Raw genomic sequence first — 22,487 nt, forward strand, 5'->3', positions numbered from 1 at the left:
CCGCTGTTCCGCGCCGATGCACCGGTATTCGATGTCCGCCAGCAACGACGAGCGGCTCTGAGGGTAAGAGCCTCGTTCGACAGCATTTCAGCCAGCGAGTGGAAATGATCTGCAACAGATCTTGAGCCGGGCGCCGAGGCCAATACCCGCTTCCACTCACGCTTTTCCGCGAACACAGCTTTCGCGACGTGCAGTGACGGGCGCGGCGTGCGGACCATCGTGCCAGGTTGTCGGCTCACCAATTCTCAACGCACGCAAGTTCGACGGCGACGCACAAACGCGTCCGACGGTGACAGCAAATCGTGACCGCTGTCATCGATTTCGAGCCAGGCAGTTTATCCACACATGTCCACGCCGTTTCCTTAAACAGTCTCCGAATCGTCGTTTGCCTGGAATGGTAAAAGACCGACAGTCAGGGCTCTCTTCGACGCCCGCCCACCCACCGTTCCACGTGATGCAAAGGCCATTTTCGACGAAGACCTCGGCTGCATCATTGGATACAAGAAGGAAGTAGCCGGCGTATTCCGTATCTATACATTGGACGGCGGGGAGTCCTTGAGCGAAAAGCCGCTGGAAGCCCCTCTGATCGATCCGCTCGACGTGCTGTTTCTCGTCGGTGGCATCTGGACGGCTGGCACTCGAGGCATCACGCGAGCAGGGATAAGAGGAGTAGGCTCCGCGATCGACCGGACCACGCTGTTTCGTTTACGTACGCGATACCATGCGCTGATGCAGCGGCCTTTGCGTTTTGCCGCTGCACCGCTCGCGCATATGGGAAATCCCGGACGCTATGTACCCGTTCACATCCTTCGCCTCACCCTGAAATATGGCAAACGTGCCACCGACCCCGCAGGGCACACTGGCGTGTTTCAATACACCTATCCAATCACGCGCAATGGCACAGCATATATGCTCGAAGTCGTCGTGCGGGAGAGCGACTACACCGTTCTGCACTTTGCCTATAAACCTCTTCCATGAAGCATCCCACCGTCTACACGACTGCCCCTGCCACCGGCGTTTCCGCCACGGTGCGGTGGGATGAAGAAAGCTCCACGCTGTTCTGCGAGGTCAACTATTCACCTTTGCCTTCGCCGCGGGAACCGCAAAGCAGTCTCAGCGACTTGCTGGACGTGCGCTTCGGCATCGGCACACCTTCCTATGTCCTGACGGCGGGCACCTTGTCGATGCTTCTCGATCAGCATCGCCGGTTGACCCGGTTGGACTTTTACACGAATCCCGAGCGGTGGACGGTCCGCATGTCTGAACCACTCACAGACCCGACCGACAGAACTCCGCACATCGAGACAGAATTCGACGAGCACGGACATGCGGACGACATGGAACCACCGGTGATCGTTTACGAGCCTCGTGACGGCACCCTTTACCTGTCGTGGGGCCCCGTGTCTCACTGGTACGGTATCGCGCCAGCGCTCGCGATCGGCGTCGCTGACGACAAGCGCCTCACGCAGATTCGTCTGCACGGTCTGACGATACCGCCGCGGAGCAGCAAATCCGCGCCTATCGAGTAAGGATCGCACACGAGATCGAGCAAATCTCGCGGCAAAGATACGCGCGACCCACACGCGTAGTAGCATCCCCGCCGATGAAAGTCATCTTCACCTGCGATTTCCTCGCGCTGATCCTGAGCGTCGCTGTCGTCGGACTCGGCAGCGGCGCCACCCTTCCCCTCACCGCTCTGGCGCTCGCTCAAGCCGGTTACGGCACCGACGCGGTCGGTCTGTTGAACCGCCGCGCAGGCGGGCGGCGGTCTCGCCGTGGTGCCGCTCGCCGGCTGGATCGCGGCGCACTTCGGTGGCCGCCAGGTGATCGTCGGCGCGGTGCTGGTGGTTGCTTGCGCGACCGCATTGATGCAGCTCACCGCGAACCTGTGGCTATGGGCGCTGCTGCGCGTGCTGTGCGGCGCGGCGCTGATGCTGCTGTTCACGATCGGCGAAGCGTGGGTCAACCAGCTCGCCGACGATGCGTCGCGCGGCCGCGTGATCGCGATCTACGCGACCAACTTCACGCTGTTCCAGATGTCGGGCCCGGTGCTGGTGAGCCAAATCGCGGGCTTCACGCAGGGACGGTTCCTGCTGTGGGGCGCGATATTCCTGCTTGCGTTGCCGCTGCTCGCGACGATCCGTGCCACACCGCACGCATCGAGCGACGAACACGCCGGGCACGGCGACTGGCGCCGCGTACTGCCGCGCATGCCCGCGCGCGTGATCGGCACCGGCTTCTTCGCGCTGTTCGACCCGATCGCACTATCGCTGCTGCCGCTGTTCGCGATGTCGCATGGCATGTCGAGCGAAGTGGCCGTGCTGTTCGCGTCGGCGCTGCTGCTCGGCGATACGACGATGCAGTTTCCGATCGGCTGGCTCGCCGACCGGCTCGGCCGCGAACGTGTGCATATCGGCTGCGGCATCGTGGTCGTCGCGTTGTTGCCGCTGCTGCCGTGGGCAGTCGGCTCGCCGTGGCTGCGCTGGCCGCTGCTGTACGTGCTCGGCGCGGCCGCGGGCGCGATCTACACGCTGTCGCTGGTGGCCTGCGGCGAGCGCTTTCGCGGTGTCGCGCTGGTGTCGGCGAGTTCGCTGGTCGGCGCGTTGTGGAGCGCGGCGAGCTTCGGCGGTCCGCTCGTCGCCGGCGCGTTGATGAAAACGGTCGGCCACGAAGCGGTGGTCGGCGTGCTGTTGTGCGCGGCGCTCGCGTTTCTGGCGGCGGCGTGGTGGGAGCGTCGGCGGATCGCGCTGCAGGCGCCGAGTTGACGAATAGACGCTAATTGCTGGCTTTTACGATCTATACGCAGGGTGATAATCTCAACCCACGTTGCGCGGACACTCGACGAACGGCCCATATTTCGTGGCGCCGCCGCAAGCAACGGGGAGTCCGCCATGGTCTCGATGCGCCTGTTGCTCCGTGCCAGCCTGTTGGGCACGGCGATCGCGGTAGCCGCGATCGTCGCGGCGAACTGTGGAGGCGGCGGAGGCGGAAACAGCAGTGCCCCGACGGGCGGGAGCGTCGGCGGCAGCGGCGCTTCCGGCGCATCGGCCCCGGCCGCAGCGAGCGGCGGCAGCACCACCAGCGGTGGCACCACGAGCGGCGGCACCACCACCGGTAGCACCGGCGGCTCGGGCACCCCGATGGGCGGCACATCGGCGGCAGCCGTGCGCGACGTGCTCACCTATCACGACGACATCGCGCGCACCGGCCAGAACCTCGGCGAAACCACGCTGACGCCCGCCAACGTGGCGGCTTCGACGTTCGGCAAAGTCGGCTTCTTTAGCGTCGACGGCAAGGTCGACGCGCAGCCGCTATTCGTCGCTGCGCTGGCGATCGCGGGCGGCACGCACAACGTGCTGTATGTCGCGACCGAGAACGACAGTGTGTACGCATTCGATGCCGACACCGGCGCGACCCTGTGGCAGGTGCGCACACTCGGCACCGGCGAAACCCCGAGCGACGACCTCGGCTGCAGCCAGATCGTGAACACCATCGGCATCACCTCGACACCGGTGATCGACCGTTCGCGCGGCACGCACGGCACGATCTACGTCGTCGCGATGTCGAAGGACGCGGCCGGCGGCTACCATCATCGCATTCACGCGCTCGACCTCGCGACCGGCGCCGAGCTGCTGAACGGTCCCGCCGAAGTCGCCGCCTCTTACCCAGGCAGCGGCGCGGGTAATACGAACGGCGTCGTGCCGTTCACCACGTCGTTGTACGCGGAGCGCGCGGGGCTGCTATTGCTCGGCAACACGGTCTACACGACGTGGACCTCGCACTGCGACGACGGCGGCTATACGGGCTGGATCATGGGCTACGGCGCCGACACGTTGCAGCAGACCACCGTGCTCAACCTGACGCCTAACGGCATCGGCGGCGCGATCTGGATGAGCGGCGCGGGACCGGCGTCGGACGGCTCGTCGATCTATCTGCTCGATGCCAACGGCACGTTCGACACGACGATGACGTCGAGCGGCTTCCCCGCCAGCAAGGATTTCGGCAATACGTTCCTGAAGCTCGGCACGGCGGGAGGCCTGTCGGTGGCCGACTACTTCGCGATGACGAACGTCGTGCAGGAGGCCCACGACGACATCGACCTCGGCTCCGGCGGCGCACTGGTGCTGCCGGACCTGACCGACGCGAACGGCACCGTACAGCATCTGACGCTCGGCGCGGGCAAGGACAGCACCATCTACGTGCTGAATCGCGACTCGATGGGCAAGTTCAACCCGGCGGCCGACAACATCTATCAGGAGATTCCCGCGCAGCTGGCCGGCGGCGAGTTCGGCATGCCCGCCTATTTCAACGGGCGCGTGTATTTCGGCTCGGTCGGCGATCATCTGAAGGCGTTCACCGTGACCAACGCGAAGCTGTCGATCACACCGACCGCGCAAAGCGCGATGACGTTCGCCTATCCCGGGACGACGCCGAGCATCTCGGCGAACGGCACCACGAACGGCATCGTGTGGGCCGCCGAAAACGGCACCGTCGCGGCCTTGCATGCGTTCGACCCGATCACGCTCAACGAGCTGTACAACAGCAACCAGATGGGCACGCGCGATCAGTTCGGCACGGGCAACAAGTTCATCACACCATTGATCGCAAACGGCAAGGTGTATGTCGGCACGACGAATGGGGTGGCCGTATTCGGGTTGCTGGGTGGGTGAAGCGGACGACGCGCCGATTCATTGCGACACGGTATGCCCAAGGTCTCGCACAAACGACGAGGGCCGGCATACCGCGCCGGCCCTCGCTCATCGTGACTGCCGCGCGCTCACCCTCGCGCCGGCAGAATCTCTGCGGCACACGCGCCGAACCCCACGCGATACCCGTCGCCCTGGCACCAGCCGACGAGCGTCAACTCATCGCCGTCCTCGATGAACGTGCGCGTGCCGCCCTCCTTCAACGCCAGCGGCTTCTTGCCGTTCCACGTCAGCTCCAGCAGGCTGCCGTACGAATCCTCGGTCGGCCCGCTGATCGTCCCCGAGCCCATCAGGTCGCCCACCCGCGTATTGCAGCCCGCCACCGTGTGATGCGCGAGCTGCTGCGCCATCGTCCAGTACATGTATTTGAAGTTGGTCCGCGCGATCGTGCTCGCTTGCCGCGCGGGTTGCGCACGCAATGTCACTTCGAGGTGAATGTCGAACGCATGCTTTCCTCGATGCCGCAGATAGGCGAGCGGCTCTGGCTCCTGCACCGGCTGCGCGACGCGGAAGGGTTCGAGCGCGTCGAGCGTGACGACCCACGGTGAGATCGTCGTCGCGAAGGTCTTCGCATTGAATGGGCCGAGCGGCACGTATTCCCATTGCTGGATGTCGCGCGCGCTCCAGTCGTTCAGCAGCACCATGCCGAAAATGTGCGCCTCCGCGTCCTCGCACGCGATCGGCTCGCCCAGCGCATTGCCGCCGCCGATGATGAAACCCGTCTCCAGTTCGATATCGAGCTTGCGGCTCGCGCCGAACACCGGACGCTCCTGGTCGGGCAACTTCAGCTGACCATTGGGACGACGCACCGGCGTCCCACTCACGACCACCGACGACGCCCGTCCGTTGTAGCCGATCGGCATCTCCGACCAGTTCGGCAGCAGCGCATTCTTCGGATCTCGGAACATCGCGCCGACATTGGTCGCGTGTTCCTTCGATGAATAGAAATCCGTGTAGCCCGGAATCTGCACCGGCAGATGCAGACGCGCATCAGCCGCGCGCACGAGCACCTTCGCGCGCAACGCGGCATCGTCGCGCAGCGTCGCGGTGTCGCGCGCGAGCAGTTGGCTCAGCTGGATACGCACGCTGCGCCACACGTCGCGGCCAAGTGCGAGGAAATCGTTCAGCGCATCGCGCGCGAACACGTTGTGCGCCGGCACGTTCAGCAGACCCGCGGCCTGCAATCCGGCGAGATCGACGATCTGATCGCCGATCGCGACGCCCACGCGACGCACGTCGTTGCCACGGTCGCTGAAAATGCCGAACGGCAGGTTCTGGATCGGGAAGTCGCCAGCCGGGTCGTTGGCCGACTCGATCCAGCTCTTGCGCGACGCATCGAGCGTCGCCTGGAGATCGTTCACCGCGTTCATCGTTGCTCCGGATTGAAGTGTTTCTTGAGGCCTTGCCAGCACTCGTAGTAATGCGCCTGCAGTTGCGCGGTTTCGAGCGCGAAGCGCGTCGGCTTGATCAGCGTGCGGGTCTCGAACATGAAGGCCATCGTGTCGTCGACCTTCTTCGGCACCGAGGTATCGAGATGCGACGCCTTCTCGAACGTGTCCGCGTCCGGGCCGTGGCCCGTCATGCAGTTGTGCAGGCTCGCGCCGCCGGGCACGAAGCCCTCGGCCTTCGCGTCGTAGACGCCATGCACGAGGCCCATGAACTCGCTCGCGACGTTGCGATGGAACCAGGGCGGCCGGAACGTATCTTCGGCGGCGAGCCAGCGCGGCGGGAAGATCACGAAGTCGATCGTATCGACGCCCGGCGTGTCGCTTTGCGATTGCAGCACGAGGAAGATCGACGGATCCGGATGGTCGAAGCTGATCGAGCCGATCGTGTTGAAGCGGCGCAGGTCGTATTTGTACGGCGCATAGTTGCCGTGCCATGCGACCACGTCGAGCGGCGAATGGCCGATGTCCGCGCGCCACAGATTGCCGTTCATCTTCGCGACGAGTTCGAATGCGCCTTCGCGGTCTTCGTATGCGGCGTGCGGCGTCAGGAAATCGCGCGGATTCGCGAGACCGTTGGAGCCGATCGGCCCCAGTTCCGGCAGACGCAGCAGCGCGCCGAAGTTCTCGCAGATATACCCGCGCGCGCTGCCGTCCGGCAGGCTGACCGCGAAGCGCACGCCGCGCGGAATCACCGCGATCTCGAACGGCTCGACGTCGACTCGGCCCATTTCGGTCGCGATATGCAGGCGCCCCTGTTGCGGCACGATCAGCAGTTCGCCGTCGGCGCTGTAGAAGAAGCGATCGTGCATCGAGCGGTTCGCCGCGTACAGATGGATCGCGCAACCGCTCATCGCTTCGGCCGAGCCGTTGCCCGCCATCGTGACCCAGCCGTCGATGAAATCGGTCGGTTCGCTGGGCATCGGCAGGGGGTCCCAGCGCAGCTGGTTCGGCGGCGTCGGCGGCACCTCGGCGAAGTTCGCGACGAGCCGCTCCGACGGCATCGACGTGAACGGCTTGTGCATGGCCGCCGGACGAATCCGGTACAGCCACGAGCGACGGTTGTGACCGCGTGGCGCCGTAAACGCCGTGCCCGAAATCTGTTCGGCATACAAACCATAGGCCGCGCGTTGCGGCGAATTGCGGCCGGTCGGCAGCGCGCCCGGCAATGCCTCGGTCGCGAATTCATTCGCGAACCCCGACTGATAGCCGGGCTCGATTTCAGGACGCAGGCGTTCGTCGGCCGGCGTACGTGTTGAGGTATCCATACAAGGTTCTCCGCGAGTTGCTCGATTCTTTCCCGGTTGATACGTGATCTTTGCAGTCAGGCGCAGGCCGGCTCCGCTTCGGACGCGCGGCTGGGTTGCCGCGTCGCACCGGCGAGCACGACCACCAGCAGCGCCGAGCACAGCACCGGCAGCGCCGCCGCATGAAACAGCGCGGCATTCGACCAGTTCAACGCGATCAGCATTGGGTCGTCCCCTCTGGCTGGCTAAAATTGTATTTTACGAATAGTAAAACGAATTACGAATAGTGAAACTAACGTATACCCTTGGAAACACGCCGGCGAACCTCGTCATTCCGCGCTCAGCCCCGGCCGATAAGCGTGAGGCCAATAACGATATGAGCATTTTGTTAATCTGCGCAGGGCGCGTACTGCTACCATCAGTGAATGCGGCCATCGCGTCGCGCTGCCACGCGCCCGGTGCGCGTTCATCGTCGCCTTTCATTTGCCTTCATGATTTCGCCGACCATCCCCGATCTGATCGCCCGCGCCGCTCATCACCCGTTTCTCGGCGAGCATCTGGCAATGGGACAAGGCGGGCACGCCGGCATCGCGCTCGCACATTTCGATGGCATCGAGCTCACGAGTGCCTACGAGCCGATCTTCGACATCAGCGTGCACGGGCTTGCGCAGTCGCTGTCATGCGGCGCGGAAGGGGTCGACCGCTTCGGTGATGAGCTCGGCTTTCAGGCGGTCACGCACCGGCTCGACGCGCCGCCATTCGAGGTGTTCGATCCGTTCGACAACATCGCCGACGATCAGCAGCTGGTCGCGCTAGACCGCATGTCGCGCGCGCTGCACGCAATCAACTTCTTCGGCCCGCAACGGCATGGGTTGCTGTTTCTGCGGGTGCACGAGAGGCTGTTGAAGAGCGTGAAGTACGACCACGGCCGGCATTTTTCGAGCGTGCTGACCTCGTTCAATTTGAGTCCGACGCGCATCGTGATCGAGTTGCCGGCGGCGGCGGTCGCACACAAGACGTTCCTGGGCTATCTGACGCGCAGCTATCAGCACTACGGGTTCAAGGTGGCGGGCAATCTGTCGAACGCGGGGCAGATCCTGTCGGTATCCGAAACCGCGCGGCTCGACTTCATCAAGATGGATGCGGCGGCCGCATTGCGCGACGCGACCGTGAAGCCGCTCGTCGGCTACGCGGGCCGGCTGCGGGTGCCGCTGATTTTCAATCGCGTGATGGATGAGGCGCAATTCTCCGCGCTACAGCAGTACGACGTGCGGTTCGTGCAAGGGCCATTATTCAACGCGCATTATCACGACCGGGCGGCGTGACCCGGTGTGGGCCCGTTAGCCGGGGCGCCCCGGCATTACCTCAGCCGGCTCCCCCAGCCGCGCCGCGAGCGCCTTCAGGCGCGGCGCGACATTCTCGCGAAACACTTCCTCCCCCATCGACGACGCCGGCCCGCTGCAGCTGAGCACGAGCCAGCGGTTTTCGCGCGGCTCGCGAAACGGCACCGCGACTGCGTTCACGTCGTCATGCCACGCACGAAACGAGTAGCAGCATCGCTCGGTCGCGAACGCGGCGATCTCCTGTTCGGCTTCGGCGACGAGCATCGCCCCCACTCTGCCAGCCGCTTTTTTCAGTTCCGCGAGTAACGCGGTACGCGCGTCGGGCGGCTGCACGGCGAGATAGGCGCGGCCCATCGAGCTCGTCAGCATCGACAGTTTCGAGCCGGATGCCAGGCCGAGCGTCAATGCGGTTTCGCTGCGAATCGTCTCCAGATACACCATGTCGAGCCCGTCCCGGCACCCGAGCGAGACCGCCGCGCCGACCTCGCGCGCCAGGCTGCGCAGGTGCGGGCGTGCCAGTTCGAGCATGTCGGTGCCCGACAGCAGCGCGAAACCGAGCGACAGCACGCCCGCGTCGAGCGCATATTTGCCGTGTCTTTCGTCCAGCCGCAGATAGCCGAGCACGGTCAGCGTGTAGGCGAGCCGGTTCACGGTTGCCTTCGGCAGACCCGTTCGTTCGACGAAATCCCGATTGCCGAGCATCGTCTCGCCTGGCCGGAACGCGCGCAACAGGTCCAGCCCGCGAGCAAGGGCGACGACGAATTTGCGTTCGTCGAGCGAAGCGGAGAAAGTGGATGGCGGCGTCATAGGGTGATACACTCGGGCGTCATTTGCAAAACATTGTTTCGCAAAGCGGAACCCTAGTCAAGCGGGTTCTGAGCGAGAAATCAGGAGATACGTCATGGCCGTAGCCGCGCAGTTTCACTGGGAAGACCCGTTGCTGCTGGATCAGCAGCTCACCGAAGACGAACGTATGGTGCGCGATGCCGCTGCGGCTTACTCGCAGGACAAGCTGCTGCCGCGCGTGCTGGAGGCGTTCCGCCACGAAAAGACCGATATCGGGATCTTTCGCGAAATGGGCGAGCTTGGCCTGCTCGGTCCGACGATTCCCGAACAGTACGGCGGCCCCGGTCTGAACTATGTCGCGTACGGGCTGATCGCGCGTGAAGTGGAACGCGTCGACTCCGGCTATCGCTCGATGATGTCGGTGCAGTCGTCACTGGTGATGGTGCCGATCTACGAATTCGGCTCGGACGCGCAGAAGGAAAAATATCTGCCGAAGCTCGCGCGCGGCGAGTGGATCGGCTGCTTCGGCCTGACCGAGCCGAACCACGGCTCCGATCCAGGCAGCATGGTCACGCGCGCGAAGAAGGTCGATGGCGGCTACTCGTTGTCGGGCTCGAAGATGTGGATCACCAATTCGCCGATCGCCGACGTGTTCGTCGTGTGGGCGAAGCTCGAGGAAGACGGCCAGGACAACATCCGCGGCTTCATTCTCGAGAAGGGCTGGAAGGGTCTGTCGGCACCGGCGATCCACGGCAAGGTGGGTCTGCGAGCGTCGATCACCGGCGAAATCGTGCTCGACGAAGCGTTCGTGCCGGAAGAGAACATCATGCCGGGTGTCAGCGGCCTGCGCGGTCCGTTCACGTGTCTGAACTCGGCGCGCTACGGCATCGCCTGGGGCGCGCTCGGCGCGGCTGAAGCGTGCTGGCACATCGCGCGTCAGTACGTGCTCGATCGCAAGCAATTTGGCCGGCCGCTCGCCGCGAACCAGCTGATCCAGAAGAAGCTCGCCGACATGCAGACCGAGATCACGCTCGGGCTGCAAGGCGTACTTCGCCTCGGCCGCATGAAGGACGAAGGCACGGCCGCGGTCGAAATCACCTCGATCATGAAGCGCAATTCGTGCGGCAAAGCGCTCGACATCGCCCGCCTCGCGCGCGACATGCTCGGCGGCAACGGCATTTCGGACGAGTTCGGCGTCGCGCGTCATCTGGTGAACCTCGAGGTCGTCAACACCTACGAAGGCACCCACGACGTTCATGCACTGATCCTCGGCCGTGCGCAGACCGGTATTCAGGCGTTCTTCTGATTCCGATGCTGGTGTATCGATAATGCAAAAAAGCCGGTTCCTTCGAACCGGCTTTCTGGTTCATGCCGCGCCGCTTACCGGTTCGGCTGCGGCGTCAGGCGCAGGTACGGACGCAACGCCTTGTAGCCCTTCGGGAATTTCTGCTTGATGACTTCCTCGTCCTTCAGCGACGGCACGATCACGACGTCATCGCCCTGCTTCCAGTTGCCCGGCGTCGCGACCGAGTGACTGTCGGTCAGTTGCAGCGAATCGATCACGCGCAGCACTTCATCGAAGTTGCGGCCGGTGCTCGCCGGGTACGTGATGATCAGACGCACCTTCCGGTTCGGATCGATGACGAACAGCGAACGCACCGTGAACGTTTCGTTCGCGTTCGGGTGAATCATGTCGTACAGCCCGGAGACCTTGCGATCGCCGTCCGCGAGAATCGGAAAACCGACGTTGGCGGCCTGCGTCTCGTTGATGTCCTTGATCCACTCCTTGTGCGACTCCGCGCTGTCGACCGACAACGCGATCGTCTTCACGTTGCGCTTTTCGAACTCGCCCGCGAGCTTCGCGGTCAGGCCCAGCTCGGTGGTGCAGACCGGCGTGAAGTCGGCCGGATGCGAGAACAGCACGCCCCAGCTATTGCCGAGCCACTCGTGAAACCTGATGCGGCCAATGCTCGACTCCTGTTCGAAATCCGGCGCAATGTCGCCAAGACGTAGACTCATAGTGCATCTCCTGTAGGTATTCGGAAGGTATCCGGATAAGGTCGCGGGCGTGTGCCCGCGGCGGCCAGTCACGATAAAGCATAAGGCCGCGGTGGTACATGGCGAACCAACATCGCGTCAGTACTTTATGTGTTTTTGTAATTTTCTCCCGTTTGACGGAAACTTTGCGGGACAGATCAACTCAATCCAGATACCGGTCTGGAGCAGAGCGCCCTCAAACGGGTGTCTTGACGCCACGCGCTGGCGGGAACGAATCGTGCAGCGGCGGCATGCAACCGGCACTATGCTCGCCAGCGACCGTTTCTTTGGTTACGATTTACGCGTAGCGTGAGACAAAGGGAGCTGTCAATGTCGGAAGTCAACAAGGAGAGATTGATGTCGGATATCAAAACCGTCCTCGCGGACGCTGAAGACCTGCTGAAACAGGCCGCGAGCGCTACCGGCGAACGCGCGTCGGAACTGCGCGAAACCGCGCTGACGCGCCTGAAGCAGGCGAAAGAAAAGGCAGCCGACGTTCAGGTCGTGGTCGTCGAAAAAGGCAAGAAGGCCGCTCGCGCCACCGACGACTACGTGCACGAGCATCCGTGGGCGTCGATCGGCATCGCCGCGGGCATCGGCGTGGTGGTCGGTCTGCTGATCAATCGCAAGTAAAGGCCGGTGAGGCCGCCGGAGCAGGCATGTCCGGCGCACCGGCGACACGGGCGGACCGGCGCGAGCCTCGCCGGTCCCCTTCTGCTGGCGCGCACGCGCCGGCCAGGCCCTCACGCGCAACGCCCACAGCCATGACGACCGAAACACACTCGCAGCGCGCAGAACGCAGCCCGTTGCGCCGTATTCTCAGTTCCGTGTTTGCGATCCTGCAGACGCGGCTCGAACTGGTGGGCATCGAACTCGCCGAGGAAAAAGACCGCCTGCTCGGCGTGCTGTTTCTCGGTCTTGCCGCGACGATGCTCGCCACGATGGCCTTGATCGCGTTGACCGCACTCGTCGCCATTGCCTTCTGGGACACCTACCGATGGCAGGCGCTTGCCGGCATCACCGCGGTCTACGCGATTGCCGGGCTCGCCTGTGCGCTGAAGGCGCGCAGCGGTTTGCGCAACGCGCCGATGGTATTCGAAACGACCATCGCGGAGTTCGAAAAGGATCGCGAAGCGTTTCGCAGCCGCGACTGATGGGAAAGTTCGTCTGCATCCGATCCATCGCCTCACCCTCACTGCCGCCGACACGCCATGAGCCCCTCCCGTCCTGATACCGCCTTTCGTAACAAGCGCCATCCGTCGAAGGATCTGAGCGCGCCGCATCTGCGGGCGCTGCGCAAGGAATTGCTGCTCGTGCGCGCGGACGTCGAGCGCGTCGAGCTCGCACGGGCCACCTTCGAACTGCGCCAGGCCGTCACGCATTTCAGCTGGCTCAGGTTCGTGATCCCCGGCTTTGGCGGCGTGCGCGTCGGTAAAGGGCCAAAGGCGAGCGTGCTCAACGCGGGCACGATCGGCGCGTTGCTCAAGCAGTACCCGTTCATCAGCTCGATCGCTTCGCTGTTGCTCGCCAAACCGCTGCGCGCGAGGGTCGTCGCGAGCGCGAAGCCCGCGCTCAAGTGGGGCAGCCTTGCGCTCGGCGCGTGGGAAGCGTTCCGGATCTGGCAACAGATGAAGAACGAGTCGGCGGCGGCGCGGGCGGCCGCGGCAGCTTCCGCTACGGCGCAGTCGCCGGCGGCGCAGGACGATTCGTTGCGAAGCGGCTATTGAGGTCGTGGCCGCTGCGAGTGGCAGCAATCTATCGGACCTCCCGCTCGCAAGGTTGCGTGTGTCGGACTTCAATCACCCGCTAACTGGTATTCCAGCATTCGCTGCTCGTGGGCGTCGCGCCGCTCGCATCGTTTCTATTGCCTCGCTGACCCGTCGCATCTAGCGTGAACGTGCCGCACGGGTCGTCGCGCATCGGGCCCGCTTCCGCGGGCGCCGCTTCGATCGAATAGCCGCCGTTCGTGTCGTCCGCGGGCAGCACGCGCACGCGATACACCGGGGCGCCGAACTGCGGCGCCTGATCGATACCCGGTGGCAAGGCCGGCGCCCCATCGCTCGCCGCGGCCTCGACGAATTGCGCAGCCCGATATAACGCCGACGCCGCATCGATGCGATGCGTGCGCGCAATGTGGCTGCGATACGAAGGGATCGCAAACGCGGCGAGCGTGGCGGCAATCGCGAGCGCGATCACGAGTTCGAGCAGCGTGAATGCGGATGTGTTCGGCCTTTTCATACGTGTCCAGTCGGTGCGTTCCTCAGAATGGTCTTGCTGCAACGCGCCGCCAATGACGTTCGATCGCGCCATCTTCGGTCACGACCTCCTTCTGCAACCAGACCTGCGACTCGCTGCTCCGCCCGAAGCCGCGCGCGGTCAGCAGATAAGCGCTGGCGTTGGGTCGACTCGCGAGACGCCAAGGCTCGATCAGGCATTGCGGCGCGCGCGATGATCCCGGCCATTGCGCCACAGGCGTGATGGCGCCTGCGTCGAACGCGGTTTCAAGCCTCCATTGAGTCGGCTCGCCGGATGTGAGCGGTGCATCGCGCGCGTCGCCACTTGCCGATAGCACGTTGCGCTCGCACCAGCTCAGCGCCGAATCCGCCGCGTGGAAAGCCTGCAGATAGCCCTGCACATTGGTCGCCGCGCGAGCGGCCGCGAGCGATGTTTCGAACCATATCGCGGACGTGGCGAGCATCATGGCCGAGATCAACAGCACGATGGCTAGCACGACGCCGCGTTGATGCGCCCGTCGGGCACCGCCCTGACAATTTCGCCAACCTAAGTGTTTCGCTGTTCCGCCTGGCCCGCCGCATATGTCGTACGCGCGGCCGCGTTGCGTTGCTGTGCCGCGATCCATCACGACGACGCCTCCGCGCGATTACGCAGCGCAACGCGGCGGGAAAACACCTGTCGAGGCCGCAGGTCGGTACCGAGTGTACTCACGCCATCGCAGTCGATGTACTTCGAACGCTGTCCTTGCGGCGCGCCGCGCACCAGCACGCAGACATCGACCGCAACGACGTTCGCCCATTGATCCGCCGCCACGGCCGACGCATTCACCGCATCCGCCGCGCCGTCCAGCCAGTAGCGCAACCGCACGCGCTCGACGCCTTCGATCAGCGGCTGCGCGGACCCCGCATTGCCGCTGCCCACGCAGTAAAGCTCCGGCTCGCCGGTCGAGCCGCTGACGTTGGCGAAGTAGCGATTCACCACCGGCGCGCCCTCATCGCCAAGGACCGCGTCGCTGCTTTTGACGGCCTGTCCGACACAGTCGGTGACCTGACCGCTCGACGATGGCCATGTCGATACGACGTCTGCGACGTAACGGATCGCGACGCCATCCGAGCCGGTGCTCAAGGCGGTGCAAGCGAGGCTGTCGTCGACGCCGGTCGGACGACCGCCCGAGCAGCCGAATAGCGCAGGCGCCGCGTTGTAGCCAATGACATCGGCAGGGACGAAGCCGGCCATCTGCAATTGCTGGCCGATCAGCATCAGCGCGGTCAAGCCCGCTTCGCGGATTCGGGTCGCGTTGCTCGCCTGCACGAACGCGTTGCGCTGCGCCGTGTAAAGGGACACGGCGCCCGCGATCACGAGCAACCCGAGCGCCATCGCGATCAGGAATTCGATTAGCGTATGACCGAGTGGGCAATGCGGCCGCTTCATTTCGCGAACGCCAACGCGACACACGACGATCCAGCCGGTGCATCGACGTCGCCGCAAGGCTCCGCCGGCTGGGCGCTCGCATCGCCCAAAGCGGGCCGGTCCCGCACGGACGCCCACGTCACGCGCGCCGCCGCGACCGCGCCGCTCTCGCCAATCGATGCGTCGCCGTGCGGCAGCAGAACGCTCGCCCAGGTGCGCCATTGATTGAGCGCGACATCGCCCGTGGAAGGCGTGCGCGTCGCTTCGGCAATCGAGTCGGCTATCCACGCGGCGCTCTCGCGCAGCGTCATCGCGCGCGCTTCGCGTGCGATCCACACCTGAACCGCGATCAAACCCAGCGCGCTCACCGCGACCAACGCGACCGCCAGCATCACCTCGATCAACGAGCTGCCATTACATGTCGATGTGTGCACACGCAAACCGGTGTTGAATGCGGGCTGTCTCATGACGTCGCTCCGCACGCGCCCTCCGAGATCCGCGCGCGACCTCCTGCAGCGACACTGATGCAGCGCCGCCACGGGTTCCCCTGCATCGATTTCGATGGGCTTCGCGGTGCGATATCAAAACTTCGAAACGCGCCGATCAGTTGCCCAGCCGGCGGGGTGAACGTCATATCCGTCTGCACGCCGGCGATGCTCACCGCCGCGAGCGCCGGCTGCGCGCGCAACAACGACGGCTTGCCGCCACGTTCGGCGAATACGGCCCAGCCGCAGGCCCAGTCGGCGATGCCGCCGGCGCAGGCTTGGCCCGACGCGAGACAGACGCGCGCTGCATCGACGCGGCACACCGTGATGCGCGCACCGCGCCGCAGCGCCTCGCTGCGCGCGTAGGCGAACGTGGACAGCAGCGCCTTCGAGCGCGCGTCGACCTGATCTCGCATATGCCATGCGGCGAACGACGGCACCGCCATCACGGCCATCAGCATCACGAGCGCTATCACCGCCAGCGTTTCGACGAGTGTGAAACCGGCGCGCGATGGCCGGTAAATCCCCTTGAATTTCATCTGCATCCCTGAGCGTTGCGAACGGATGCAGCCAATCTAGCGATTTGCGAGCGCGCCGACCATCGTCCGAATGGCCAGGTGGCATTCAGACGTTAGCGCGCGCAACAATGCACGTGACGATCGATCACGGAGGCGGGAGAAGCGATGCGTGAAAAAAAGCGCGAAATGCGCGAGGCGATGGATGCGAATGACCGCAGCTCAGCTGCGACACGCGTGCGCTCAGCGCTTGCGGGAAGGCTTGGGTGGGGAAGAGGCGCGGCGGAATTCCTCGATCACGTCCTCGAATTCGGAGACGTCTTCGAAGCGCCGGTACACGGAAGCGAAACGGACGTAAGCGATCGTGTCGAGCGCGCGCAACTCGTTCATCACGAGTTCGCCGAGGCGCTCGCTACGCACCTCGCGCTCGCCGCTGCCGAGCAGCTGATACTCGATACGGGCGACAGCCGCTTCGATCGCGTCCACCGCAACCGGGCGCTTGCGCAGCGCCAGTTGCATGCTCGCGACGATCTTGCGGCGATCGAATTCCGTGCGCGTGCCGTCCTTCTTGACGACCGACGGCAACGCCAGCTCGACCCGCTCATACGTCGTGAAACGCTTGTCGCAGGCCGGGCAGCGGCGGCGCCGGCGGATCGTCGCGCCGTCTTCGGATACGCGCGAGTCGACGACTTGCGTATCGGCATGGCGGCAGAAGGGGCAATGCATGGTTTAGCCGTAAACCGGAAAGCGCTTGGTCAGATCGGCGACCTGAACCTTCACGCGCTCGATCGTCGCGGCATCTTCCGGGTTGTCCAGCACGTCGGCGATCAGGTTGCCGACCTGCTCGGCTTCCTTCACGCCGAAGCCGCGCGTGGTCATGGCCGGAGAACCGAGGCGGATACCCGAGGTCACGAACGGCTTTTCCGGATCGTTCGGGATCGCGTTCTTGTTTACCGTGATGTGTGCCGCGCCGAGTGCCGCTTCCGCAGCCTTGCCGGTGATCTTCTTCGCGCGCAGGTCGACCAGCATCACGTGGCTTTCGGTGTGACCCGACACGATGCGCAGACCGCGCTTGACCAGCGTTTCAGCAAGCACACGCGCGTTCTCGACGACCTGCTGCTGATACGCCTTGAATTCCGGCGAAAGCGCTTCCTTGAACGCGACGGCCTTCGCGGCGATCACGTGCATCAACGGACCGCCCTGGATGCCCGGGAAAATCGCCGAGTTGATCGGCTTCTCGAACTCGGCCTTCATCAGGATCACGCCGCCGCGCGGGCCGCGCAGGCTCTTGTGCGTGGTGGTGGTGACGAAATCGGCGTGCGGCACCGGGTTCGGATAAACGCCCGCGGCGACGAGACCGGCGTAGTGCGCCATGTCGACCATGAAGTACGCGCCGACCGACTTCGCGATCTTCGACATGCGTTCGAAATCGATGCGCAGCGCGAACGCGGACGCGCCCGCTACGATCAGCTTCGGCTTGTGTTCTTGCGCGAGCTTCTCGGCGGCGTCGTAGTCGATGTCTTCGGCTTCGTTCAAGCCGTAGCTGACCACGTTGAACCACTTGCCCGACATGTTGACCGGCGAGCCGTGCGTGAGGTGGCCGCCGTGCGCGAGGCTCATGCCCATGATCGTGTCGCCCGGCTTGAGCATCGCGAAGAACACGCCCTGGTTCGCCTGCGAGCCCGAGTTCGGCTGCACGTTCGCGGCTTCGGCGCCGAACAGCTGCTTCACGCGGTCGAGCGCCAACTGCTCGGCAACGTCGACGTATTCACAGCCGCCGTAATAGCGTTTGCCCGGATACCCTTCGGCGTACTTGTTCGTGAGTTGCGAGCCTTGCGCGGCCATCACGGCCGGGCTCGTGTAGTTTTCCGACGCGATCAGTTCGATGTGCTCTTCCTGACGGCGGTTTTCCTGCTCGATGACCTTCCAGAGTTCAGGATCGACGTTGGCGATGGTGCTTTGGGCTCTGTCAAACATACGGGTTCCGTTGAGTGTTTTCAGGTTGACCGGATCGTGCGCCGAATCCTGCGTAGAGGGTACACAGCGGGGTACGCAGCGCTTTGGGCGGCGAGGCTTGCCCTGACGTGGCGAATGGAGAGTCGCCGCACACGCGAGGCGAGCCAGCCACCGTCAGCGCAGATTAATGCGCGCGGTTCACGGCTGCCCAGGCGAACGGCAAAACGGCACCCTGCGCTTCACGGTGGGTTGTTCCACCTTGAACCCGATTGGTTGAATCGGCTGAGTCGGACGACTCGGTTCTATCGCCAGTCACGCAGGGTCGAGCGCGTTAGTGTATTGGAAGAGGCCCGAATAGGCAACCGACTTGCGGGTGCTCCGGCGGCCGCTGGCGGGGCCTCCGGACGGTTTGGCGGCCCCGCTGCGCAACCATCCGAGGAAAGCGCGCCGGTCGCGCCGCGCACCCGTTGCGCGCCGCCGCGGCAGCCGCCGATCCGGCTCGTGCATCCTTGCCGCAGCGTGCCATTGGAAGTAGGCTTTGGGCCTTTGTCTCTTACCGACCAGGGAACTGCAATGATCGTGTTTGTCACAGGAGCGTCGGCCGGATTCGGCGCCGCCATCGCCCGCTCGTTCGTCAAGGGCGGCCATCGTGTCGTCGCCACTGCACGCCGCAAGGACCGTCTGCAAGCACTCGCCGACGAACTCGGCGACGCGCTGCTGCCGTACGAGCTCGACGTGCGCGATCGCGCCGCCGTCGAAGCCGTGCCCGCCTCGCTGCCGGCGGACTTCGCCGCGATCGACGTGCTCGTCAACAACGCCGGCCTCGCGCTCGGCACCGAGCCGGTTCACAAGGCAAGTCTCGACGAATGGAACACCATGATCGAGACCAATTGCACGGGCCTCGCGCAGGTCACGCATGCGCTGTTGCCCGGCATGGTCGAGCGCAACCGCGGGCATATCTTCAATCTGGGTTCGGTGGCGGGCCGCTGGCCGTACGCGGGCGGCAACGTGTACGGCGCGACCAAGGCGTTCGTGCGCCAGTTCAGCCTGAACCTGCGCGCCGACCTCGCCGGCACCGCGCTGCGCGTGACCGACATCGAGCCGGGTCTTTGCGGCGGCACCGAATTCTCGAACGTGCGATATCGCGGCGACGACGACAAGGTCGCCAAGGTGTACGAAAACGTGCAGCCGCTGACGGCCGAAGACATCGCCGATTCCATCTACTGGATCGCCACGCGCCCAGCCCACGTCAACATCAACACGATCGAGCTGATGCCGGTCGCGCAGTCGTTCGCCGGTCTGTCCGTGCATCGCGGCTGAGTTTGAAGGCGGGCGGCCGGCAAAACCGGCTCCCATCGCCGCCGACGCCCGCCACAAGCAACTCACACTTCGAAACAGACCCCGGGTTGTGCGTTCCGGTAGAATGCGCCGCATGAATATGTCGACCAGCCAGCCAGGCACGGAAATCGGCTATACGTGGCCGATCCGCGTGTACTACGAAGATACCGACGCCGGCGGCATCGTGTTTTACGCCAATTACCTGAAGTTTTTCGAACGCGCTCGCACCGAATGGCTGCGCGCGTGCGGCGTCGACCAGCACCGGCTTGCGGAAGAAAACGACGCGATTTTCATCGTGCGCAGTACCGCGGTCGATTACCGGGCTCCGGCCCGACTCGACGACATCGTGAAAATTATCAGCCGGATCGAGCGTCTTGGCCGAGCTTCGGTAGACTTCGTGCAGGAAGCATGGCGCGACGGCACGCTGCTTGCTACCGGTTCGGTCCGGATTGGCTGTGTGGACCGCGCGACGCTGCGGCCAGCCGCGATCCCGCCGTCGGTTCTCGCCGCGCTGCGGCACGGGCCGGGCACTAGCGAGAGCGCTGACTGAACGACGGCGGCATGTCAACGGACGATCCCTGAGCCTCGTTGTTACGGGGCCAGTGAACTCATACCGGTCAGGTAACACAAAGCATGGTTCGGCTTCGATACCGCCGAAGCTTCCGTTTTGCCCACGGCAAGCTTGAAGCGGCCTTGCAGCCGGACGCCCCCTTCCCGGGACGTTAAAACGAACCTTTATGAACACTACACAAGATCTGTCGATCGTTTCACTCGTACTCAACGCGAGCCTGCTGGCCCAGGCCGTCATGGCTCTGCTGCTGTTGCTGTCGCTACTCTCCTGGACTTTCATCTTCCGCAAGTGGTTTGCGATTCGCCGGGCGCGCGCGCAAACTGAACGCTTCGAGCGTGATTTCTGGTCGGGCGGCGACCTGCAGGCGCTGTATCAGAGCGCCGCGAACAACCGTCACAGGATCGGCGCGCTCGAGCGGATTTTCGAGTCCGGCATGCGGGAATTCCTGAAGGGCAAAGAGAAGCGCCTGAACGATTCGGGCGCGATTCTCGACGGCGCCCGGCGCGCGATGCGCGCGGCGTTCCAACGCGAAATGGACGTGCTCGAAGCGAATCTGGCGTTCCTCGCGTCGGTCGGTTCGGTCAGCCCGTATATCGGTCTGTTCGGCACGGTGTGGGGGATCATGAATGCGTTCCGCGGCCTCGCCAACGTGCAGCAGGCCACGCTCGCGAACGTCGCGCCGGGCATCGCCGAGGCCCTGACCGCCACCGCGATCGGCCTGTTCGCCGCAATTCCGGCCGTGGTCGCCTACAACCGCTACGCGCACGACATCGACCGTCTGGCGATCCGTTTCGAAACCTTCATCGAAGAGTTCTCGAACATCCTGCAGCGCCAGGCACACTGAGGAGGCCATGATGGCAGGCTCCCGTTCCTCCAGCATGCGCGGCTCGCGCTCGCGTCGCGCAATGGCCGACATCAACGTCGTGCCGTACATCGACGTGATGCTCGTGCTGCTAGTGATCTTCATGGTCACGGCGCCGCTCGTCGCGCCGTCGATCGTCAATCTGCCGACCGTCGGCGGCGCGGCGCCCCAACAGCAGACGCCGCCCGTCATCGTCAACATCCGCGCGGACGGCAATATGAGCGTCAAGTACAAGGACGACTCCGGCGCGCAGCAGCAGGAAGACATGACGAAGGCTGGCCTCAACGGTTTCATCGCCGATCGGGCACAATCGCACCCCGATCAGCCCGTCGTGATCGCCGCCGACAAAACCGTGAAATACGAAGTCGTGATGAACGTGATGTCCGAGCTGAAGGCTCGGGGCGTCAAGCGCGTCGGATTGCTCGTCAAATCGCAATGATCCGCAAGAACTCCGAATACCCGCTTCAGCCGCCGCGTGAACGCGGCACCGGGCGAGCTTTTCTGTTCGCGCTGGTGATGCATGCGCTGCTCGGATTCTTCCTGTATCGCGGCATCCAATGGCAGAACAGCACGCCCGAGGGCGAGCAAGCGGAACTGTGGACAGAGGTGCCGGATTCGGCGATTCCGCGTCCCGTCGTCACGCCGCCGCCCACGCCGGTCGCCCCTGCTCCGCCCGTGCGCGACGAACAGGCCGACATCGCGCTGCAGGAAAAGAAGCGTCAGCAGCAGGAAGCGGCTCGCGCGGCCCAACTGGCCGAACAGCAGCGCCAGCTGAAGCTGAAAGAGCAGCAGGAAGCGGAAGCGAAGCGTCAGCAACAGCTGGCGGCCGAACAGGCGGCCCAGCTCGCGGCGCAGAAGGCCGCGAAGCTCAAGCAGCAACAGCAGCAGGCCGAGAAGCTCAAGCAACAGCAGCTCGCCGAGCAGCAGAAGCAACAGCAACTGAAAGAACAGCAGGAGCAGCAGCAAAAGCAGGCTCAGACAGAAGCGCAGAAGAAGGCCGAGGCGGAGAAAGCGGCGAAGGCCAAGGCGCAAGCCGATGCGGCCGCGCAGGCGAAAAAGCAGCTCGACAACGAACGTCGCGCGCGGCTTGCGCAGATGCAGGGTCTGGCTGGCGGCGTGGGCGGCAGCAGTTCGAGCAGCAACGGACTGGGCAAGAGCGGAACGGGTAGCGGCTCGGGCGGCACGGCGGCATCGCCGGGTTACGCGGACAAGGTACGACGGCTGGTGCTTCAGCATGTGAACTGGGGCGGCGAAACGGAAGGTCTCGAGACCGTGGTCGCCGTGCGTTGTTCGCCGGACGGCAATCAGCTGAGCGCAAGCATTACCCACAGCAGCGGCAACGCCGCGTGGGACGCCGCCGCGTTGCGGGCGGTGAAAGCCTCCGATCCGATGCCTCGGGACGTCAATGGCAAGACGCCGGACTACTTCACTATCACGCTGCGTCCGGCGGCTTGATGTGCAGGCTGACAGCCGACCGGCGGCCAACGCCGCGCCCCCACCCGGCGCGGCGTTGCGCGGGAACGAAATAGCCGTTTTCCGGTCTGTCTGCTG

At 64.5% G+C, this 22,487-nt stretch carries 25 protein-coding genes, 1 pseudogene and 1 riboswitch; of the genes and pseudogenes, 14 read left to right on the top strand and 12 right to left on the bottom strand.

What is annotated here, in order from left to right:
- Positions 1-555: 555 nt before the first annotated feature.
- From F6X37_RS09380 to F6X37_RS09395, 4 genes and pseudogenes are all read left to right on the top strand, one after another.
- The gene (locus F6X37_RS09380; protein ID WP_262419845.1) at positions 556-978 is read left to right on the top strand and encodes a hypothetical protein; all 423 of its coding nucleotides are present in this window, start codon (positions 556-558) and stop codon (positions 976-978) included.
- A complete protein-coding gene (locus tag F6X37_RS09385; RefSeq protein ID WP_090803198.1) occupies positions 975-1,529 on the top strand; it encodes a hypothetical protein in 555 nt (184 codons plus the stop codon). The genes F6X37_RS09380 and F6X37_RS09385 overlap by 4 nt, the downstream gene beginning before the upstream one ends.
- A gap of 74 nt (positions 1,530-1,603) precedes the next feature.
- Positions 1,604-2,765, top strand: a pseudogene (locus F6X37_RS09390) (MFS transporter).
- A gap of 126 nt (positions 2,766-2,891) precedes the next feature.
- Positions 2,892-4,670: a PQQ-binding-like beta-propeller repeat protein gene (locus tag F6X37_RS09395; RefSeq protein WP_187611081.1), complete on the top strand. Its 1,779-nt coding sequence runs from the start codon at positions 2,892-2,894 to the stop codon at positions 4,668-4,670.
- 107 nt (positions 4,671-4,777) lie between these two features.
- Here F6X37_RS09395 and fahA read toward each other — a convergent pair whose 3' ends face one another.
- The 3 genes from fahA to F6X37_RS09410 are packed head-to-tail and all read right to left on the bottom strand — an operon-like array spanning position 4,778 to position 7,622.
- Positions 4,778-6,076: a fumarylacetoacetase gene (fahA, locus tag F6X37_RS09400; protein ID WP_187611082.1), complete on the bottom strand. Its 1,299-nt coding sequence runs from the start codon at positions 6,074-6,076 to the stop codon at positions 4,778-4,780.
- Positions 6,073-7,419: a homogentisate 1,2-dioxygenase gene (gene hmgA, locus F6X37_RS09405; protein ID WP_187611083.1), complete on the bottom strand. Its 1,347-nt coding sequence runs from the start codon at positions 7,417-7,419 to the stop codon at positions 6,073-6,075. The genes fahA and hmgA overlap by 4 nt, the downstream gene beginning before the upstream one ends.
- Positions 7,420-7,475: 56 nt before the next feature.
- A complete protein-coding gene (locus tag F6X37_RS09410) occupies positions 7,476-7,622 on the bottom strand; it encodes a hypothetical protein (protein ID WP_187611175.1) in 147 nt (48 codons plus the stop codon).
- Positions 7,623-7,889: 267 nt separating this feature from the next.
- On the opposite strand from F6X37_RS09410, the gene F6X37_RS09415 reads away from it, so the two are divergent.
- Complete coding sequence (locus tag F6X37_RS09415; RefSeq protein WP_184062236.1) at positions 7,890-8,723, top strand: EAL domain-containing protein; 834 nt, start codon at positions 7,890-7,892, stop codon at positions 8,721-8,723.
- 15 nt (positions 8,724-8,738) lie between these two features.
- Here the strand turns inward: F6X37_RS09415 and F6X37_RS09420 are convergent, their stop codons facing one another.
- Positions 8,739-9,548, bottom strand: coding sequence for an IclR family transcriptional regulator (locus F6X37_RS09420; protein ID WP_187611084.1), 810 nt, complete (start codon positions 9,546-9,548; stop codon positions 8,739-8,741).
- Between the two features lie 94 nt (positions 9,549-9,642).
- On the opposite strand from F6X37_RS09420, the gene F6X37_RS09425 reads away from it, so the two are divergent.
- A complete protein-coding gene (locus F6X37_RS09425; RefSeq protein ID WP_187611085.1) occupies positions 9,643-10,833 on the top strand; it encodes an acyl-CoA dehydrogenase in 1,191 nt (396 codons plus the stop codon).
- A gap of 74 nt (positions 10,834-10,907) precedes the next feature.
- Here the strand turns inward: F6X37_RS09425 and F6X37_RS09430 are convergent, their stop codons facing one another.
- Positions 10,908-11,546, bottom strand: coding sequence for a peroxiredoxin (locus tag F6X37_RS09430; protein WP_184055435.1), 639 nt, complete (start codon positions 11,544-11,546; stop codon positions 10,908-10,910).
- A gap of 348 nt (positions 11,547-11,894) precedes the next feature.
- On the opposite strand from F6X37_RS09430, the gene F6X37_RS09435 reads away from it, so the two are divergent.
- The 3 genes from F6X37_RS09435 to F6X37_RS09445 all read left to right on the top strand — a co-directional run bounded on the left by F6X37_RS09435 (position 11,895) and on the right by F6X37_RS09445 (position 13,291).
- On the top strand, positions 11,895-12,197 hold the full coding sequence (locus F6X37_RS09435) for a YqjD family protein (protein ID WP_026225611.1): 303 nt from the start codon (positions 11,895-11,897) through the stop codon (positions 12,195-12,197).
- A gap of 131 nt (positions 12,198-12,328) precedes the next feature.
- On the top strand, positions 12,329-12,718 hold the full coding sequence (locus tag F6X37_RS09440; RefSeq protein ID WP_090803186.1) for a phage holin family protein: 390 nt from the start codon (positions 12,329-12,331) through the stop codon (positions 12,716-12,718).
- A 57-nt stretch (positions 12,719-12,775) separates the two neighbouring features.
- Positions 12,776-13,291, top strand: coding sequence for a DUF3318 domain-containing protein (locus F6X37_RS09445; RefSeq protein WP_187611086.1), 516 nt, complete (start codon positions 12,776-12,778; stop codon positions 13,289-13,291).
- A gap of 79 nt (positions 13,292-13,370) precedes the next feature.
- On the opposite strand, the gene F6X37_RS09450 is transcribed toward F6X37_RS09445, so the two are convergent.
- From F6X37_RS09450 to glyA, 7 genes are all read right to left on the bottom strand, one after another.
- The gene (locus F6X37_RS09450; protein ID WP_018419513.1) at positions 13,371-13,802 is read right to left on the bottom strand and encodes a type IV pilin protein; all 432 of its coding nucleotides are present in this window, start codon (positions 13,800-13,802) and stop codon (positions 13,371-13,373) included.
- A 22-nt stretch (positions 13,803-13,824) separates the two neighbouring features.
- Entirely contained in the window at positions 13,825-14,295 is a 471-nt protein-coding gene (locus F6X37_RS09455) for a pilus assembly protein (protein WP_187611087.1), read from the bottom strand.
- Between the two features lie 128 nt (positions 14,296-14,423).
- On the bottom strand, positions 14,424-15,230 hold the full coding sequence (locus F6X37_RS09460) for a PilW family protein (protein ID WP_187611088.1): 807 nt from the start codon (positions 15,228-15,230) through the stop codon (positions 14,424-14,426).
- Positions 15,227-15,676: a hypothetical protein gene (locus F6X37_RS09465; protein ID WP_187611089.1), complete on the bottom strand. Its 450-nt coding sequence runs from the start codon at positions 15,674-15,676 to the stop codon at positions 15,227-15,229. The genes F6X37_RS09460 and F6X37_RS09465 overlap by 4 nt, the downstream gene beginning before the upstream one ends.
- On the bottom strand, positions 15,673-16,239 hold the full coding sequence (locus F6X37_RS09470) for a GspH/FimT family pseudopilin (protein WP_187611090.1): 567 nt from the start codon (positions 16,237-16,239) through the stop codon (positions 15,673-15,675). The genes F6X37_RS09465 and F6X37_RS09470 overlap by 4 nt, the downstream gene beginning before the upstream one ends.
- A 213-nt stretch (positions 16,240-16,452) precedes the next feature.
- Positions 16,453-16,935 (bottom strand): transcriptional regulator NrdR, encoded by a 483-nt coding sequence (gene nrdR / locus F6X37_RS09475; RefSeq protein WP_008919734.1) that lies wholly within the window; start codon positions 16,933-16,935, stop codon positions 16,453-16,455.
- A gap of 3 nt (positions 16,936-16,938) precedes the next feature.
- On the bottom strand, positions 16,939-18,186 hold the full coding sequence (gene glyA, locus F6X37_RS09480) for a serine hydroxymethyltransferase (RefSeq protein ID WP_187611091.1): 1,248 nt from the start codon (positions 18,184-18,186) through the stop codon (positions 16,939-16,941).
- A gap of 178 nt (positions 18,187-18,364) precedes the next feature.
- Positions 18,365-18,491, bottom strand: a riboswitch (ZMP/ZTP riboswitch).
- Between the two features lie 247 nt (positions 18,492-18,738).
- Here glyA and ydfG point away from each other — a divergent pair.
- The 5 genes from ydfG (at position 18,739) to tolA (ending at position 22,391) form a co-directional block, all read left to right on the top strand.
- A complete protein-coding gene (gene ydfG, locus F6X37_RS09485) occupies positions 18,739-19,485 on the top strand; it encodes a bifunctional NADP-dependent 3-hydroxy acid dehydrogenase/3-hydroxypropionate dehydrogenase YdfG (protein WP_187611092.1) in 747 nt (248 codons plus the stop codon).
- 103 nt (positions 19,486-19,588) lie between these two features.
- Positions 19,589-20,053: a tol-pal system-associated acyl-CoA thioesterase gene (ybgC, locus tag F6X37_RS09490; protein WP_187611093.1), complete on the top strand. Its 465-nt coding sequence runs from the start codon at positions 19,589-19,591 to the stop codon at positions 20,051-20,053.
- A 187-nt stretch (positions 20,054-20,240) separates the two neighbouring features.
- Positions 20,241-20,918: a protein TolQ gene (gene tolQ, locus F6X37_RS09495; RefSeq protein ID WP_090803171.1), complete on the top strand. Its 678-nt coding sequence runs from the start codon at positions 20,241-20,243 to the stop codon at positions 20,916-20,918.
- Between the two features lie 10 nt (positions 20,919-20,928).
- Positions 20,929-21,375, top strand: a complete 447-nt coding sequence (gene tolR / locus F6X37_RS09500) for a protein TolR (RefSeq protein ID WP_090803169.1) — start codon at positions 20,929-20,931, stop codon at positions 21,373-21,375.
- Entirely contained in the window at positions 21,372-22,391 is a 1,020-nt protein-coding gene (gene tolA, locus F6X37_RS09505) for a cell envelope integrity protein TolA (RefSeq protein WP_187611094.1), read from the top strand. The genes tolR and tolA overlap by 4 nt, the downstream gene beginning before the upstream one ends.
- Positions 22,392-22,487 lie beyond the last annotated feature (96 nt).

The organism is Paraburkholderia sp. 31.1, assembly GCF_014397645.1.
Taxonomy (GTDB): domain Bacteria; phylum Pseudomonadota; class Gammaproteobacteria; order Burkholderiales; family Burkholderiaceae; genus Paraburkholderia; species Paraburkholderia tuberum.

Bases quoted from the DNA above. Each gene is read 5' to 3' on its own strand.
- F6X37_RS09385 (WP_090803198.1), top strand. From the start codon at position 975: ATGAAGCATCCCACCGTCTACACGACTGCCCCTGCCACCGGCGTTTCC.
- F6X37_RS09470 (WP_187611090.1), bottom strand. From the start codon at position 16,239: ATGCAGATGAAATTCAAGGGGATTTACCGGCCATCGCGCGCCGGTTTC.
- F6X37_RS09445 (WP_187611086.1), top strand. From the start codon at position 12,776: ATGAGCCCCTCCCGTCCTGATACCGCCTTTCGTAACAAGCGCCATCCG.
- F6X37_RS09435 (WP_026225611.1), top strand. From the start codon at position 11,895: ATGTCGGAAGTCAACAAGGAGAGATTGATGTCGGATATCAAAACCGTC.
- ydfG (WP_187611092.1), top strand. From the start codon at position 18,739: ATGATCGTGTTTGTCACAGGAGCGTCGGCCGGATTCGGCGCCGCCATC.
- F6X37_RS09395 (WP_187611081.1), top strand. From the start codon at position 2,892: ATGGTCTCGATGCGCCTGTTGCTCCGTGCCAGCCTGTTGGGCACGGCG.
- tolR (WP_090803169.1), top strand. From the start codon at position 20,929: ATGGCAGGCTCCCGTTCCTCCAGCATGCGCGGCTCGCGCTCGCGTCGC.
- tolA (WP_187611094.1), top strand. From the start codon at position 21,372: ATGATCCGCAAGAACTCCGAATACCCGCTTCAGCCGCCGCGTGAACGC.
- nrdR (WP_008919734.1), bottom strand. From the start codon at position 16,935: ATGCATTGCCCCTTCTGCCGCCATGCCGATACGCAAGTCGTCGACTCG.
- F6X37_RS09450 (WP_018419513.1), bottom strand. From the start codon at position 13,802: ATGAAAAGGCCGAACACATCCGCATTCACGCTGCTCGAACTCGTGATC.
- F6X37_RS09460 (WP_187611088.1), bottom strand. From the start codon at position 15,230: ATGAAGCGGCCGCATTGCCCACTCGGTCATACGCTAATCGAATTCCTG.
- F6X37_RS09430 (WP_184055435.1), bottom strand. From the start codon at position 11,546: ATGAGTCTACGTCTTGGCGACATTGCGCCGGATTTCGAACAGGAGTCG.
- hmgA (WP_187611083.1), bottom strand. From the start codon at position 7,419: ATGGATACCTCAACACGTACGCCGGCCGACGAACGCCTGCGTCCTGAA.
- F6X37_RS09410 (WP_187611175.1), bottom strand. From the start codon at position 7,622: ATGCTGATCGCGTTGAACTGGTCGAATGCCGCGCTGTTTCATGCGGCG.
- F6X37_RS09440 (WP_090803186.1), top strand. From the start codon at position 12,329: ATGACGACCGAAACACACTCGCAGCGCGCAGAACGCAGCCCGTTGCGC.
- tolQ (WP_090803171.1), top strand. From the start codon at position 20,241: ATGAACACTACACAAGATCTGTCGATCGTTTCACTCGTACTCAACGCG.
- glyA (WP_187611091.1), bottom strand. From the start codon at position 18,186: ATGTTTGACAGAGCCCAAAGCACCATCGCCAACGTCGATCCTGAACTC.
- F6X37_RS09465 (WP_187611089.1), bottom strand. From the start codon at position 15,676: ATGAGACAGCCCGCATTCAACACCGGTTTGCGTGTGCACACATCGACA.
- F6X37_RS09415 (WP_184062236.1), top strand. From the start codon at position 7,890: ATGATTTCGCCGACCATCCCCGATCTGATCGCCCGCGCCGCTCATCAC.
- fahA (WP_187611082.1), bottom strand. From the start codon at position 6,076: ATGAACGCGGTGAACGATCTCCAGGCGACGCTCGATGCGTCGCGCAAG.
- F6X37_RS09425 (WP_187611085.1), top strand. From the start codon at position 9,643: ATGGCCGTAGCCGCGCAGTTTCACTGGGAAGACCCGTTGCTGCTGGAT.
- ybgC (WP_187611093.1), top strand. From the start codon at position 19,589: ATGCGCCGCATGAATATGTCGACCAGCCAGCCAGGCACGGAAATCGGC.
- F6X37_RS09420 (WP_187611084.1), bottom strand. From the start codon at position 9,548: ATGACGCCGCCATCCACTTTCTCCGCTTCGCTCGACGAACGCAAATTC.